Source organism: Terribacillus saccharophilus (assembly GCF_046592895.1).
Taxonomy (GTDB): Bacteria; Bacillota; Bacilli; order Bacillales; family Amphibacillaceae; genus Terribacillus; species Terribacillus saccharophilus_D.
In genome coordinates this window covers 189,886-205,439 of the sequence record NZ_JAWVPU010000001.1, presented here as the reverse complement: position 1 = coordinate 205,439, position 15,554 = coordinate 189,886, and the positions used below count along the sequence as shown (strand labels likewise).

14 protein-coding genes are annotated in these 15,554 nt (G+C 47.0%); all 14 read left to right on the top strand.

Going from position 1 to position 15,554, the window contains the following annotated elements:
• Positions 1–10: 10 nt before the first annotated feature.
• The 14 genes from SFC66_RS01065 to glpK all read left to right on the top strand — a co-directional run bounded on the left by SFC66_RS01065 (position 11) and on the right by glpK (position 15,543).
• Complete coding sequence (locus SFC66_RS01065) at positions 11–1,600, top strand: peptide chain release factor 3 (protein ID WP_411216856.1); 1,590 nt, start codon at positions 11–13, stop codon at positions 1,598–1,600.
• Between the two features lie 171 nt (positions 1,601–1,771).
• Entirely contained in the window at positions 1,772–3,760 is a 1,989-nt protein-coding gene (gene uvrB, locus SFC66_RS01060; RefSeq protein WP_411216855.1) for an excinuclease ABC subunit UvrB, read from the top strand.
• A 5-nt stretch (positions 3,761–3,765) separates the two neighbouring features.
• Complete coding sequence (gene uvrA / locus SFC66_RS01055; protein WP_411216854.1) at positions 3,766–6,645, top strand: excinuclease ABC subunit UvrA; 2,880 nt, start codon at positions 3,766–3,768, stop codon at positions 6,643–6,645.
• Between the two features lie 132 nt (positions 6,646–6,777).
• Positions 6,778–7,125, top strand: coding sequence for a YojF family protein (locus tag SFC66_RS01050; RefSeq protein WP_411216853.1), 348 nt, complete (start codon positions 6,778–6,780; stop codon positions 7,123–7,125).
• Between the two features lie 15 nt (positions 7,126–7,140).
• Positions 7,141–7,815, top strand: coding sequence for a bacillithiol biosynthesis deacetylase BshB2 (gene bshB2 / locus SFC66_RS01045; RefSeq protein WP_411216852.1), 675 nt, complete (start codon positions 7,141–7,143; stop codon positions 7,813–7,815).
• Between the two features lie 27 nt (positions 7,816–7,842).
• Complete coding sequence (locus tag SFC66_RS01040) at positions 7,843–8,952, top strand: DUF4097 family beta strand repeat-containing protein (protein ID WP_411216851.1); 1,110 nt, start codon at positions 7,843–7,845, stop codon at positions 8,950–8,952.
• A gap of 12 nt (positions 8,953–8,964) precedes the next feature.
• On the top strand, positions 8,965–9,321 hold the full coding sequence (locus SFC66_RS01035) for a phage holin family protein (protein ID WP_411216850.1): 357 nt from the start codon (positions 8,965–8,967) through the stop codon (positions 9,319–9,321).
• A gap of 107 nt (positions 9,322–9,428) precedes the next feature.
• Positions 9,429–10,385 carry an HPr(Ser) kinase/phosphatase gene (gene hprK, locus SFC66_RS01030; RefSeq protein WP_411216849.1) on the top strand — a complete coding sequence of 319 codons (957 nt, stop codon included), beginning with the start codon at positions 9,429–9,431 and terminating at the stop codon, positions 10,383–10,385.
• Positions 10,372–11,196, top strand: a complete 825-nt coding sequence (lgt, locus tag SFC66_RS01025; protein ID WP_411216848.1) for a prolipoprotein diacylglyceryl transferase — start codon at positions 10,372–10,374, stop codon at positions 11,194–11,196. The genes hprK and lgt overlap by 14 nt, the downstream gene beginning before the upstream one ends.
• Positions 11,197–11,213: 17 nt before the next feature.
• The gene (gene ppaX, locus SFC66_RS01020; RefSeq protein WP_411216847.1) at positions 11,214–11,885 is read left to right on the top strand and encodes a pyrophosphatase PpaX; all 672 of its coding nucleotides are present in this window, start codon (positions 11,214–11,216) and stop codon (positions 11,883–11,885) included.
• Positions 11,857–12,366: an acyltransferase gene (locus tag SFC66_RS01015; protein WP_411216846.1), complete on the top strand. Its 510-nt coding sequence runs from the start codon at positions 11,857–11,859 to the stop codon at positions 12,364–12,366. Before ppaX ends, SFC66_RS01015 begins: the two co-directional genes overlap by 29 nt.
• A gap of 31 nt (positions 12,367–12,397) precedes the next feature.
• Complete coding sequence (locus SFC66_RS01010; RefSeq protein WP_411216845.1) at positions 12,398–12,940, top strand: glycerol-3-phosphate responsive antiterminator; 543 nt, start codon at positions 12,398–12,400, stop codon at positions 12,938–12,940.
• A gap of 273 nt (positions 12,941–13,213) precedes the next feature.
• Positions 13,214–14,053 (top strand): MIP/aquaporin family protein, encoded by an 840-nt coding sequence (locus tag SFC66_RS01005; RefSeq protein ID WP_411216844.1) that lies wholly within the window; start codon positions 13,214–13,216, stop codon positions 14,051–14,053.
• Complete coding sequence (glpK, locus tag SFC66_RS01000) at positions 14,053–15,543, top strand: glycerol kinase GlpK (RefSeq protein WP_411216843.1); 1,491 nt, start codon at positions 14,053–14,055, stop codon at positions 15,541–15,543. The genes SFC66_RS01005 and glpK overlap by 1 nt, the downstream gene beginning before the upstream one ends.
• Positions 15,544–15,554: the final 11 nt, after the last annotated feature.

Below are 15,554 nucleotides of genomic sequence, written 5' to 3'. Positions count from 1 at the left end.
TAATGAACCGATGCAAATAAAACAAGAAGTACAAAAACGTAAAACATTCGCCATCATCTCCCACCCGGATGCCGGGAAAACGACGATGACGGAAAAATTGCTCGTTTTCGGGAATTTGATTCGTACTGCGGGTACGGTAAAAGGAAAGAAATCAGGTAAGTTCGCAACATCCGACTGGATGGAAATCGAAAAGCAGCGTGGGATTTCCGTTACATCATCCGTGATGAATTTCCCATATAAAGATTATCAAGTGAATATCCTGGATACCCCGGGACACGAAGATTTCAGTGAGGATACGTACCGGACATTGACGGCCGTGGATAGTGTTGTCATGATCATCGATGCGACAAAAGGGATCGAAGCGCAGACATTGAAGCTATTCAAAGTATGCCGTATGCGCGGAATCCCGATTTTCACTTTCATCAATAAACTTGACCGCGAAGGCCGGGAGCCGCTTGAGCTTTTGGAGGAAATCGAAAATGTGTTGGATATCGAAACGTATCCAATGAACTGGCCGGCAGGCATGGGCAAACGTTTCTTAGGTATTTTCGACCGATACAACAAGCAATTTGTCCGTTTCAACGGAAATGAAGAAGAGTCTTTCATTCCTTACGATGAGCTGGATAAACCAGAATATGCCGAGTTGACAAATAACTCCACATTCGAAGATACACAAGGCGAGCTAGAGCTATTGGAAGAAGCCGGCGATCAATTTTCCTTGGAGCGCGTGCTTGCCGGGAAGCAGACGCCTGTATTCTTCGGCAGTGCGCTAGCGCCTTTCGGTGTGCAGACATTTTTCGATACATTCGTCAATCTTGCACCTGCCCCGGGAAGCCGTCGTACGACAGAAGGCATCGTGTCACCTGATGAAGAAGATTTCTCTGGATTCATCTTCAAGATTCAGGCGAACATGAACCCAGCCCACCGCGACAGGATCGCATTCCTGCGTGTCTGCTCCGGTAAATTCGAGCGCGGTATGAGCGTCCAGCTTTCCCGTTCGGCTAAGCCGATCAAGCTGTCCCAGTCGCAGCAATTCGTCGCATCATCCCGTGATACAGTCGAAGAAGCGTACGCTGGCGATATCATCGGTATTTATGATCCGAACATTTACCGGATCGGGGATACACTCATCGAAGGAAAAGCGAACTTCGAATTTGATGAGCTGCCGCAGTTCCCGCCGGAAGTATTCAAGAAAGTAACAGCCAAGAACGTGATGAAAGCCAAGCAGTTCCAAAAAGGTATCGAACAGCTTGTACAAGAAGGAGCAATCCAGCTGTTCCGCGGAAAACGCGATAACAGCTATATCTTAGGTGCAGTCGGAGAGCTTCAGTACGAAGTATTCGAATATCGGATGAAAAACGAGTATAATGTAGAAGTGGTATTGGAATCGATGGGAGAACGCATCCCACGCTGGCTCAAGCAGGAGCAAGTGGATGAACGTTTATTCGACGAGCGCAGCCTGCTCGCAACGGATCGCGAAGGAGATTACTTGGCATTGTTCAAGAATGATTTCGCACTTCGCTGGTTCACGGATAAAAATCCGAAAGTCGATTTGATCGATCTATTTGAGGTCAACCAGTACGACCAAGCTTCCAACTAATAATAAAGCCGTCATTTTTTTGACGGCTTTTTGCTATCCATTGTTTATGTTTCGTATATTGGGTAAACATCTATACTAGCAGGTATGTGGGATTTTAAACGAATGTTTGTTCGTGTTTTTATATATTTTATGCTATGATGAAACTAGCAAACAGAACGGAGGAATTTGGCATTGAAAGAAAAGGAAACGTTTGAGTTAGTATCCAAATACAAGCCGCAAGGTGACCAGCCTAGGGCGATCGACCGCCTTGTCGAAGGCATCCATCAGAACAAGCGTCATCAGACACTGCTCGGCGCAACCGGTACTGGTAAGACGTTCACCATTTCGAATGTGGTGAAGGAAATAAACAAACCGACACTTGTCATTGCACATAACAAAACATTGGCAGGCCAGCTGTATAGTGAGTTCAAGGAATTTTTCCCGAACAATGCGGTGGAATATTTCGTAAGTTATTATGATTATTATCAGCCGGAAGCATATGTCCCGCAGACAGATACATTCATCGAGAAGGACGCAAGCATCAATGATGAAATCGATAAACTGCGCCACTCCGCTACATCTGCACTATTCGAGCGCAATGATGTATTGATCGTGGCTAGTGTGTCCTGTATCTATGGTTTGGGTTCCCCGGAGGAATATAAGAGCCAAGTGCTGTCGATCCGGGTTGGTATGGAAAAAGACCGTGATGCACTGCTTCGCAACTTGGTTGATATCCAGTACGCGCGCAATGATATCGACTTCCAGCGCGGTACCTTCCGCGTGCGCGGCGACTCGGTTGAAGTCATTCCGGCATCAAAGGAAGAACATTGCATCCGCTTTGAATTCTTTGGCGATGAAATAGACCGGATCCGGGAAGTGGACGCCCTGACAGGCGAAATCATCGGGGATCGGGAGCATGTTGCCATTTTCCCTGCTTCCCACTTCGTGACCCGTGAAGAGAATCTTAAAAAAGCTATCGTCAATATCGAGAAAGAACTAGAAGGTCAGCTGAAAGTCTTCAAGGAGCAAGGCAAATTGCTGGAAGCACAGCGTTTGGAGCAGCGGACAAATTATGATTTGGAAATGATGCGCGAAATGGGCTTTTGTTCCGGTATCGAAAACTACTCGGCGCAGCTTACCTTCCGCGAACCAGGAGCCACGCCTTATACGCTGCTGGACTTCTTCCCGGATGATTTCTTGGTTGTCGCGGATGAGTCCCATGTTACGCTACCGCAGATTAGGGGAATGTATAATGGTGACCAAGCACGGAAAAAGGTGCTAGTGGACCATGGCTTCCGCCTGCCGTCAGCGATGGATAACCGACCGCTCACATTCCAGGAATTCGAAAAGAAAACAGAACAGCTTGTTTATGTCTCTGCGACACCTGGACCTTACGAAATCGAGCACACACCGGAAATGATCGAACAGATCATCCGTCCGACAGGTTTGCTCGATCCGGAAATCGATATCCGTCCGATTGACGGACAGATTGATGATATCATCAGTGAAATCTATAAACGGACAGACAAGAATGAGCGTGTGCTGATCACCACATTGACCAAGAAAATGTCCGAAGATTTGACTGATTATCTCAAGGAAATCGGTATCAAAGTGGCTTATTTGCATTCCGAGATCAAGACGCTGGAGCGTATCGAAGTCATCCGTGACCTGCGGGTCGGCAAGTACGATGTGCTTGTCGGCATCAACTTGCTTCGGGAAGGTCTTGATATTCCGGAAGTTTCATTGGTAGCCATATTGGATGCAGATAAAGAAGGGTTCCTCCGTTCCGAGCGTTCGTTGATCCAGACGATGGGACGGGCGGCACGTAATGAAAACGGACATGTTATCATGTATGCCGATAAAATAACCGATAGTATGCAAAAAGCAATGGATGAGACGGCGCGACGCCGCGAGATCCAAATTGCTTACAATAAAGAGCATGGTATCACGCCGCGGACGATCCAGAAGGAAGTTCGTGATGTCATCAAAGCAACAATCAGTTCCGAAGAGTCTGGAACGAACAAGAAGGATACACCGGATTTGACGAAGCTGACGAAGAAAGAAAAAGAAAAGGTCATTGCCGAGATGGAGAAAGAAATGAAACAAGCTGCACGCGATCTCAATTTCGAGCGCGCTGCCGAGCTTCGTGATCTTGTATTGGAACTTAAAGTGGAAGGGTGAAGGTAGTGGCGAAGAAAAATATTTCAGTCAGGGGCGCCCGCGCCAATAATTTAAAAAATATCGATGTCGATATACCGAAGGATAGTTTGGTCGTTCTGACCGGACTATCCGGTTCGGGTAAATCCTCCCTCGCTTTCGATACCATTTATGCAGAAGGTCAGCGCCGTTATGTGGAGTCTTTATCCGCCTATGCGCGCCAGTTCCTCGGCCAGATGGACAAGCCGGATGTGGATTCGATCGAAGGCTTGTCGCCGGCTATCAGCATCGATCAGAAAACAACAAGCAAAAACCCGCGTTCCACGGTGGGGACAGTCACTGAAATCTATGATTATCTGCGCTTGCTGTATGCGAGAGTCGGTCATCCTACTTGTCCGCGCCATGGCATTGAAATCAGCTCCCAGACTGTCGAACAAATGGCTGACCGGATTCTGGAATTTCCCGAACGCTCGCGTTTGCAAGTCCTTGCGCCGGTCATTTCCGGGAAAAAAGGCGAGCATGTAAAAGTACTGGAGAAGTTGAAAGCCGAGGGTTATATCCGTTTGCGTGTGGATGGCGAGATGGTGGAGATCAACGATGATATCAAGCTTGAGAAGACAAAGAAACATTCCATCGAAGTGGTTGTCGATCGTATCGTCATCAAAGAAGGCGTAACCGGCCGCTTGACGGACTCTTTGGAAACTGCACTTAAACTCGGGGACGGCCGGGCAATCGTGGATGTGATGGATGTCGAGGAGCTGCTTTTCAGTGAGCATCATGCTTGCCCGATTTGTGGGTTCTCCATCGGTGAACTGGAACCGCGGATGTTCTCCTTCAATAACCCATTCGGCGCCTGTCCGACTTGTGACGGACTTGGTACGAAGCTGGAGGTCGATCCTGATTTGGTCATCCCCAACAAGGACCTGACGCTTCGTGAAGGTGCAATCGCGGCTTGGGAACCGACCAGTTCACAATATTATCCGAAGTTGCTGGAAGCTGCCTGCAGTCATTTCGGTATCGATATGGATGTGCCGGTGAATGAATTACCGGAGGGGCAGCTGGACATCCTGATGAACGGAAAGAAAAAGGACAAGATCTTCTTCCGTTATGAAAATGATTTTGGCCGTGTCCGCGAAAGCAATATCGAGTTCGAAGGTGTTTTGACGAATATCGCCCGCCGCTACCGGGAAACATCATCTGATTTCATTCGTGAACAAATGGAAAAGTATATGAACAACCGGCCATGTCCGAAATGTAAAGGACATCGTCTGCGTGAGGAATCCCTGGCAGTGTTGATCAATGGCCATCATATCAGCAATGTTACCGAAAAATCAGTCCTTGAAGTGAAGCATTTCATGGAAGAGTTGGAATTGAGTGAGAAGGAAAGACAAATCGCTTTCATGATCACAAAAGAGATCATCGACAGGATTTCATTCTTGAACAATGTCGGCTTGGATTACCTGACACTTTCCCGTTCAGCCGGAACATTGTCAGGCGGGGAAGCACAGCGTATCCGTCTGGCAACGCAAATCGGATCGGCCTTGTCGGGTGTGCTGTATGTGTTGGATGAACCATCCATCGGATTGCACCAGCGGGATAATGACCGGCTGATCGAAACGATGAAACGGATGCGCGACCTTGGCAACACACTCATCGTCGTCGAGCATGATGAAGATACGATGATGGAAGCCGATTGGCTGATCGATGTCGGTCCGGGAGCCGGTGAGCATGGCGGTCAGATCACAAGCCAGGGTACACCGCAAAAAGTGATGAAGGATAAAAAGTCACTTACTGGTCAGTATCTGTCCGGTAAGAAGTTCATTCCGCTTCCTTATGAACGCCGCACACCGGACAAGGAGCGCGCTATCGAAGTCATTGGAGCCGAAGCCAATAACCTGAAGAAAGCATCCGCCCAGATTCCGCTTGGTCTTTTCACTGCTGTTACAGGAGTTTCCGGTTCAGGTAAAAGTACCTTCGTCAATGAGGTGCTGCATAAGACATTGGCGCAGAAACTGAACCGGAGCAAAGTGAAGCCAGGGAAGCATAAGCAGATCAAAGGCCTGGAGCATCTGGACAAGGTCATCGATATCGACCAGTCACCAATCGGGCGGACGCCGCGCTCGAACCCGGCTACGTATACCGGAGCTTTCGATGATATCCGTGATGTGTATGCAAGTACGAATGCTGCTAAAGTGCGCGGTTATAAAAAGGGCCGTTTCAGTTTCAATGTGAAAGGCGGCCGCTGTGAAGCCTGCCGCGGGGACGGTATCATCAAGATCGAGATGCATTTCCTTCCGGATGTATACGTGCCATGTGAAGTTTGTCATGGTAAACGGTATAACCGGGAAACGCTTGAAGTGAAATACAAAGGCAAAAGCATTGCCGATGTGTTGGATATGACAATCGAGGAAGGTTTGGAATTCTTCTCGAACATTCCGAAAATCAAACGCAAGCTGCAGACTATTTCGGATGTGGGACTAGGTTATGTGAAGCTAGGGCAGCCGGCTACAACGCTTTCCGGTGGTGAGGCTCAGCGTGTGAAGCTTGCCAGCGAGTTGCATAAGCGCAGTAACGGTAAGACTTTCTATATCCTGGATGAGCCGACAACCGGGTTGCATGTGGATGATATATCCCGATTGCTCAAAGTATTGGAGCGTATCGTGGAAAATGGAGATACTGTGCTGGTCATCGAACATAATCTCGATGTCATCAAGACAGCTGACTATCTTATCGACCTTGGTCCGGAAGGTGGGGATCGCGGCGGTCAGATCGTAGCGACCGGTACCCCGGAAGAAGTGGCAAAAGTACCTGCTTCCTATACCGGTAAATATTTGAAGCCGATTCTTGAGCGTGATCGGGAACGTACAGCCAGTCAACTGGAGTATGCAACGCAGGTTGCAGAGCGATAAAAAAGATACAGCGGGCCTTGTGCTCGCTGTATTTTTTTCTGTATCTGCAGTTGAAAAGCATCAAATCGAGCATTGCAGTAGAATTTGTAGTAAAATATTTGTTTAGATATAGCTTGGAAGGAGCGACTTACTGTGAAGCCGATTGATTTGAATGAAGTGCAAGAACAAATAGATGCATTTGCAGGAAAAAAAGTCTTTATACATCTTGAAACGACAAATGGTGCATATGCTAATCATGTAAATGAAAAAGCGTACAATGTGGGTGCTTTTATCCGGAATGCGCAAGTCACGTATGAGCATGGCAAGATTAAGGGTGCTGGTGCGGCTTATCGTGTTGGATTGAAGACGGAAAACGGATGGGTTTACGCCGAAGGACTGAATGCTTGGGAAGTGGATGATAAGAACCGTCTGCTCATGGCTGGTCATGACCGCGAAGGCCGTCTGATGGTTGCATTGGAAATAAGCGAGACAGCGTTCTAAGGAGGAGCAATAATCATGGAAAAACACGTAGTAGTCATCTTCCCGCATCCGGACGACGAAGCTTTCGGAGCAGCTGGTTCGATTGCCAAGTTCAGAGAAGAAGGAGTGCCTGTCACTTACTTATGCGGAACATTGGGTGAAATGGGACGTAATATGGGAAATCCGACATTTGCCACACGGGAATCATTGCCGGAAATCCGCAAGAAAGAATTGCAGGATGCTTGCAAGGTAATGGATGTGGAACTGAAAATGCTCGGATACCGGGATAAAGTCTTGGAATTCGAGGATCTATCAAAAGTGAGTGACCACTTGAAAGGATTTCTGGAAGAAATCAAGCCATCCCTCGTGATCACACATTACCCCGAGTATGCGGTCCACCCGGATCACAATGCATTGGGCGCTGCAGCAATCGATGCTGTATCACGTATGGAAGAAAGTGAACGCCCGACAGTTTGGGCGCAGGCCTTCATGCGTGGCTACCAGGAAATTCTCGGTAAGCCTGATATTGTCCAAGATATCCGTCCGTTTGTCAAAACGAAGGTGAAAGCGATCCTTTGCCACAAATCACAGGCGCAGGGTGTACTTAACAATGTGACTGGGGCTGAACTTACAGAGGCGAATATGGAAGCAATTGCATTGGAACATTTCAAAGAGGAGACTTTCTATACTTGGAACTTCGATAACATATAATTCGTATATGTGAAAAGGAGGCTTCGTATGAGAACAGAGAGAAAGAGAATTCTGAAGCAGCTGGAAGAAGGGAAACTTACCGCTGAAGAAGCGGAACTGGAGCTGGCGGCACTTGATGAGCGTGCTTTCGGTTCTGTGCAGGAACAGGAAGAAGTGACGGAGCCGGAGCCGGCAGTACAGGAACTTGTGACCGCTGGGAAAGATCAGAAATCACAGCGACAAGCTAAAACCGTAAAGAAAAAGGCAGTCGGTCCGAAAGTGCTGCAATATGTGCAGCAGGCATTCAGTAAAATCAAAAATGCCGACTTGGATTTGAATTTCGGTGATCATCATACAGTCGAGCATATTTTTCAGGCGGATGATATCTTCGGGAAAATCGAACTGAAAATTTATAATGGCTCGGTGAAAATCAAGAGCTGGAATGAGCCTTTGGCACGTTTGGAAACGAAAGCGAAAGTGTATCAGGAAGAAGATGAGCAGGCAGCTCGCAGACGGTTCACAGATAAAGCTTATTTTGCCATTGTTGATGGGAAGCTGCAGTTCTCGCTTCAGGATAAACGTATCAAACCGGAGATCACCTTGTACGTACCAGAAGCAGTGTACGAGGAATGCGTGGTCAAGACCTTCAACGGTACGATTCAAACCGATTCACTGAGCAGTGTGAACATCTATTGCAAGACGACGAATGGTAGCGTCGACTTGCAAGGGGGAGGCGGCTCGATTGTCAGTGCCGAAACATCCAATGGCAGCATCAAGCTGAAGCATGTGGTGGCAAAGGATCTTCTTTGTGAGTCCGTAAACGGTTCGCTCAGGCTGGAAGGCAGCTTCGGCAAGCTTGATGCCCAAACATTCAATGGAAGCATCCATTGTGATTGGCATAATCAGGACCCCGATAGTGCTTTCTTCAAGGCAGTCAACGGAAGCATCCGCCTGAAATCCTTGGCAGCTGTACCGCTGAATGGGCGGATCACGACGAATATTGGATCATTGCATTGTGATTTGGATGAATATATCGTCATTGATGAATCGAAGGAAGTCGTCAAAAAGGCATTGAAATTCGAAACCCAGCCTGCCGCGCCTGAAAAGCTTCATTTGGAAGCAAATACGAAGACAGGATCTGTCTGGGTTCTGCCTTAATGGAGAATATTCTTGCTTAGAGTTGTATTGACACTATTACTCAATAGCTTGTCTTTGATCATTGTCAGCTATTTATTCGAAGACTTCCATTTGAATGGATTCGGGACAGCGCTTTTGGCTAGTTTCATCCTCTCGATATTGAACTTGCTTGTGCGGCCTGTCTTGATCGTTTTGACTTTGCCGTTGACAGCTTTTACATTTGGTTTGTTTCTATTTGTCATGAATGCCATCACGCTGATGATGACGCAAGCATTGATAGGACAGAATTTCGTCATCGATGGCTTTGGTACTGCAATCATTGCAGCAATCATACTTGCTTTGCTGAATCTGATATTGAATAAGCTCATCCGGGACCGGGTGACGAGTTGAAAGAGTTGCTCTGCAGCATATGCTGCAGAGCCTTTTTTATGCCTGGGTATCTATCTTTTCAGGAAGTATGCTAGAATAAACAAGAATTGTAAGGATGGAGGGTTCGTATGGCAAAAGTAGTCATTCAGGATTTATTGGATCGTTTCAATTTAGAGATGCTGACGGGCGATGAAGGTGTGAATCGTGAAATTTTCATGAGTGATATTTCCCGTCCTGGTATAGAATTGACAGGTTATTTCAAATATTATCCGAAAGATCGGCTGCAGCTTTTCGGGAAGACGGAGCTTTCCTTTCTCGAGGAATTGACAAGCGAGCAAAAGAAAGATAGGTTCGAGAAAATTTGCTCCGATATCACGCCGGCTTTGATCATTACCAGAGGTCAGGATGTGCCGAAAGAAATGATGGAAGCGGCGGAGGCAGCGGGTGTCCCGATCTTGCGTTCACCGCATAAGACGACGCGTGTCATCAGCAGGATCACGAATTTCCTGGAAGCAAGATTTGCGCCGTTCACAGCAATGCATGGTGTGCTGGTCGACATTTATGGTATCGGCATCATGATCACGGGCCAAAGCGGAGTCGGGAAAAGTGAAACAGCACTGGAACTTGTCAAACGCGGCCATCGTCTCGTAGCAGATGATAGTGTCGAGATCCGGCAGGAAGATTATGATACTTTGATCGGAAACTCACCTTCCTTGATCGAGCATTTACTGGAAATCAGGGGATTGGGCATCATCAACGTGATGACATTATTCGGGGCAGGTGCTGTGCGCAGCCATAAGAAAATCTCAATCGTCATCAATCTGGAAACATGGGATCAATCGAAACAATATGATCGAGTCGGACTTGATGAGGATACGATGAAAATCATGGATGTGAACGTACCGAAGATGACAGTGCCAGTCCGCCCCGGGCGTAACTTGGCAGTCATCATCGAGGTAGCCGCTATGAACTACCGTTTGAAGCGAATGGGTGTAAATGCAGCAGAGGAATTTTCACAGCGTCTGACAAAAATGATAGAAACGGGAAAAGATGATGAGGGAGACGTGACGGATGGAAATGTGTGAAGCACAGCCATTGAACCGGGTATTTCTGCAGCTCGGTTCGGTGTCGATTTATTGGTATGGCGTCATTATTGCAGCTGGCGCAGCACTAGGTTTATGGCTGGCCGTCCGCGAATCGAAAAAGCGTGGATTACATAAAGATACATTTGTCGATTTTCTCGTATTTGCCATTCCGGCAGCCATCATCTGTGCACGTATTTATTATGTCGCATTTGAATGGGAATCTTATGCTGATGGACCATTTTGGAAAGTTTTCGCCATTTGGGAAGGCGGAATCGCCATCCATGGTGCATTGATCGGTTCCGTCATTACCGCTCTGATTTTTTGCCGTGTGAAGAAGATATCTTTCTGGAAATTGGCGGATATCACTGCGCCAAGTTTGATTCTCGGGCAGGCAATCGGCCGCTGGGGCAACTTCATGAATCAGGAGGCCCATGGAGGACCTGTTTCAGAAGAGGCATACCAAAACTATATTCAGTACTTACCTGATTTCATCAATAATCAAATGTGTATCGATGGTATTCTGTATCATCCTACATTCCTTTACGAGTCACTATGGAATATCCTTGGTTTCGTCATTTTGCTTGCTTTACGCAAGGTGAATTTGAAACGTGGGGAAATGTTCTTGTTCTACTTGATTTGGTATAGCTTTGGACGCTTCTTCATCGAAGGAATGCGGACGGACAGCCTTGTAGCAGATGGTTTGCGGGCAGCTCAAGTCGTTTCCATCCTTATGATCGTCGTTGCGGTGATCATCATCATCATCCGACGTCGACCAGGAGCGAAGACACCTCGTTATAAAGATAAGAAATAGAAAGAGGCGAATATGTTATGGCAATCACGACATTGTTATTTGACCTTGATGGAACTCTGATTGATTCAAACAGTCTGATCATGGCATCTTATTCAGCGACGCTGGAGAAGTATATGGGACGGGTTTATGAGCAGGAGGAACTGCTTCCGTTCATCGGGCCGCCGCTGAAAGATGTGTTTGAAAACATCGATAGTGCAAGAGCGGAAGAAATGATTGCTGCTTACCGGGAACACAATCTGGAGCATCATGATGCTTATGTCGAGGCATATCCTTATGTTGCGGAAACATTGCAGCAGCTCAAACAGGCAGGATTCAAACTAGGTATCGTAACGACTAAAGTCCGGGATACGGCAGAACGCGGACTGCGCGTATGCGGTCTTGGAGGGTTGTTCGATGTTGTAATCGGGTATGATGATATAGAACATGCAAAGCCTCATCCGGAACCAGTCCTTAAAGGGCTTGCAGCACTTGGAAGTGAACCCGGGGAAGCAATCATGATCGGTGATAATTACCATGATATCGAGTCGGGTAAAAGTGCCGGCACCCTGACTGCTGGTGTAGCTTGGTCGATCAAAGGCAAACAGTCGCTGCTGGCATACGCGCCGGATTATATGCTCGAAGATATTCGTGATTTATTCGAGATCGTAAAGGAAGAAACAGATGCGGAAAACGGAAAGCTATCCCGTTAAAGGACCAAATTCGCTTTGGCAGCTATATAAGACCATCTCTTTTTGGAAAGTGGCCAGGAATTTCGTGGTCGTTCAGATCGGACGATATACGCCATTTCTAGGGATGAAAAATATGCTGTACCGCAGCTTTCTAAAAATGAAAATTGGTAAAGAAACAGCTTTGGCTGTCATGGTCGTTCCCGATTTATTATATCCGGAGCGGATCACAATCGGAAAAAATACGATTATCGGCTACAATACGACCATCCTGACCCATGAATACTTGACGCACGAGTATCGGCTTGGGGATGTCACCATCGGGGATGATGTCATGATAGGAGCCAATGCGACGATTTTGCCGGGTGTCACCATCGGGGACGGGGCAGTTGTTTCGGCTGCTACGCTTGTCCATCGGGATGTGCCAGCAGGGGCGATGGTCGGCGGAAATCCGATGCAAGTCATTTATACAGCAGAACAACGGCAAAACAAGCAGACAACCTAGTGTGTCTGCTTGTTTCATAAGGAGGACAAGAATGGAATTAAGACAACGGATATTACCTGCAGCTCGGAATGAAAGGGATTTTGATGAGCTGCTGCAGCGGGATGATATGAAGATGATGGTCCTGCTCGAGACAAGGATCGCCCAGCTTCCATCTCAAATCAAATATGCCAAAAAAGCAGGCAAGAAAGTGTTTCTCCATGTCGATTTGATACAGGGACTGAAGACAGATGATGCAGGCATGGATTTTGTCTGCCAGCGCCTGAAGCCGGATGGTGTCATCTCGACAAGGACGAATGTCATCCATGCAGCTAAAAAATATAAGATAACTGCCGTGCAGCGTTTATTTTTGATAGACGGGCATGCGCTTAATCATAATCTTTCACTTGTGAAGAAGACAGAACCGGATTTCGTCGAAGTGCTGCCGGGGTTAATTCCTCATATGATAAAAGAAGTATCCGCTCAAACAGGCATCCCTGTCATAGCAGGAGGGCTCATCCGCACGAAGGAAGACGTGGAAGCCGCACTGGAAGCCGGTGCAACAGCGGTTTCAACTTCGAAAAAAAGTTTATGGTAAGTTCTTGACACCGCTTTCAATTAGGTGTAAAGTCTACCTATAAGTTAATATATCGATCGGAGATACGGAGAATCCATTACCTTATTAGTACACACTGGCTGTTTACTATGTTATATTAGGTGATGGATTTTTCTTATCCAAAAGACAGCGCTTCCTTGCATTATTTTTAGGATGATATCAGCTATTTTCTATGATTCTACCGGGACGCAGTTATTTTGGACGCTTAATGAAAGCGCTCTCCGAAAAAATTTAACAATAAAGGGGACAATCACAATGAGTATCTTCACAGCCGAAACGATCGGTACAATGGTACTAATACTCTTCGGGGGAGGAGTAGTAGCGGTAAGCAACTTGAGCAAATCAAAAGGTGAGGGTTCAGGCTGGATTGTCATCACCATTGCCTGGGGTCTTGCAGTAGCGATGGGAGCATACGCTGTAGGCGGTTTTTCGGGAGCGCATCTAAACCCAGCCGTGACACTTGGGTTGGCGATTAAAGGAGATATCGGCTGGAACGTTGTGCCGCAATATCTTGCTGGTGAAATGCTCGGAGCATTCTTAGGCGCTGTCCTTGTATTCCTTGTCTACTTGCCGCACTGGGCAAAAACATCCGATCCAATGGCAAAGCTATCTGTTTTCTCGACAGATCCGGCAATCGATAGTCCAATTTCTAACTTGCTGACAGAAATCATTGGCACTTTCATCCTGATGCTTGGTATTCTATTCATTGGAGGCAACTCTTTAGCAGAAGGATTCAATCCATTGATAACTGGTTTACTTATCGTAGTAATCGGTATGGCACTTGGTGGTCCGACTGGATATGCCATCAACCCTGCCCGTGACCTAGGTCCACGTATTGCACACGCATTGCTGCCGATTCCAGGCAAAGGTTCTTCCAACTGGAAATACGCTTGGATTCCAGTCGTTGGTCCATTGCTGGGCGGAGCATATGGTGCATATTTCTATATCGCATTTTTCATGGAAGACATGCAAGTAGGTTTCTGGATCTTATCTGCTGTATTACTAGTAATCATTATCGCTGCAGTTCGAGGGGAACTTGTAAAAGCAAACGCAGCAGCAGCTTCTAATGGTGCAAAAACAAGGGGGATTAAATAATGGAAAAATTCATCATGGCACTTGACCAAGGTACAACTAGCTCACGCGCAATTTTGTTCAACCACAATGGCGACATCGTTGAAACGGCTCAAATGGAATTCGAACAGTTCTTCCCGCAATCCGGCTGGGTGGAGCATGATGCAAATGAAATTTGGACATCCATCTCTGCGTGTATGGCAGAAGTACTTCGCAAAGCGGATATCGACGCAAAACAAGTGTCAGCGATCGGTATCACGAACCAGCGTGAAACGACAGTTGTATGGGATAAGAATACGGGTCGTCCGATTCATAAAGCAATCGTATGGCAATCCCGTCAGACAGCTGATATCGTCAATGATTTGATTGAAAAAGGCCACAATGATCTATTCCGTGAGAAAACAGGTTTGCTGCTTGATGCCTACTTCTCCGGTACAAAAGTCAAATGGATCCTTGATAATGTGGAAGGTGCACGTGAAAAAGCCGAGAACGGCGACTTGCTGTTCGGTACGATCGATACATGGCTTGTGTATAAGCTTTCCGGTGGTAAAACACATGTAACGGACTATTCCAATGCAGCGCGTACATTGATGTACAACATCCACGAATTGAAATGGGATGATGAGCTGCTTGATATCCTTGGTGTACCGAAATCCATGCTTCCGGAAGTCAAACCTTCTTCTGAAGTATATGCCAACACAATCGATTATCATTTCTTCGGTGAAGAAGTGCCGATCGCAGGTATCGCTGGTGACCAGCATGCTGCCTTGTTCGGCCAAGCTTGCTATGAGCCGGGGATGGTCAAGAACACTTACGGCACAGGTTGCTTCGTCCTTATGCATACTGGTGAGGAAGCTGTTAAATCCGACCATGGTCTGTTGACTACAATCGCTTGGGGTCTTGACGGAAAAGTGGAATATGCATTGGAAGGAAGCATCTTCGTCGCAGGTTCTGCTGTTCAATGGCTCCGTGACGGCTTGAAGATCATCGAATCTTCACCTGAAAGTGAACGCTTGGCAACAAGTGTATCCGATAATGGCGGTGTATATGTAGTTCCTGCTTTCGTAGGCCTTGGTACACCATACTGGGATAGTGACGCTCGCGGTGCGATGTTCGGCATCACGCGCGGAACGACGGGTGCACATATCACACGTGCAACATTGGAATCCCTTGCTTTCCAATCCAAGGATGTTGTCGATGCAATGATCGAAGACTCCGGTATCGATGTGAAACAGCTTCGCGTGGATGGCGGCGTCGTGAAAAACGACTTCCTTATGCAATTCCAAAGCGATATGCTTGATGTAGACGTAGAACGTCCAGTCATCCAGGAGACAACAGCATTAGGTGCTGCCTACTTGGCTGGTTTAGCGGTCGGCTATTGGGAAAGCCGTGATGAGATCGCCAACAAATGGCAGATCGACCGTACGTTCAAGCCAAACCGCTCAAAAGAAGAAAAAGATCAGCTCTACGCAGGCTGGAAAAAAGCTGTGGAAGCTACACGTACTTTCAAGTAATATAACTTCCC

What these genes read in the sequence shown, in the direction of transcription:
- SFC66_RS01065 (WP_411216856.1), top strand. Translation starts at nt 11, where the DNA reads ATGCAAATAAAACAAGAAGTACAAAAACGTAAAACATTCGCCATCATC.
- bshB2 (WP_411216852.1), top strand. Translation starts at nt 7,141, where the DNA reads ATGGAAAAACACGTAGTAGTCATCTTCCCGCATCCGGACGACGAAGCT.
- SFC66_RS01040 (WP_411216851.1), top strand. Translation starts at nt 7,843, where the DNA reads ATGAGAACAGAGAGAAAGAGAATTCTGAAGCAGCTGGAAGAAGGGAAA.
- hprK (WP_411216849.1), top strand. Translation starts at nt 9,429, where the DNA reads ATGGCAAAAGTAGTCATTCAGGATTTATTGGATCGTTTCAATTTAGAG.
- lgt (WP_411216848.1), top strand. Translation starts at nt 10,372, where the DNA reads ATGGAAATGTGTGAAGCACAGCCATTGAACCGGGTATTTCTGCAGCTC.
- ppaX (WP_411216847.1), top strand. Translation starts at nt 11,214, where the DNA reads ATGGCAATCACGACATTGTTATTTGACCTTGATGGAACTCTGATTGAT.
- SFC66_RS01015 (WP_411216846.1), top strand. Translation starts at nt 11,857, where the DNA reads ATGCGGAAAACGGAAAGCTATCCCGTTAAAGGACCAAATTCGCTTTGG.
- SFC66_RS01010 (WP_411216845.1), top strand. Translation starts at nt 12,398, where the DNA reads ATGGAATTAAGACAACGGATATTACCTGCAGCTCGGAATGAAAGGGAT.
- SFC66_RS01005 (WP_411216844.1), top strand. Translation starts at nt 13,214, where the DNA reads ATGAGTATCTTCACAGCCGAAACGATCGGTACAATGGTACTAATACTC.
- glpK (WP_411216843.1), top strand. Translation starts at nt 14,053, where the DNA reads ATGGAAAAATTCATCATGGCACTTGACCAAGGTACAACTAGCTCACGC.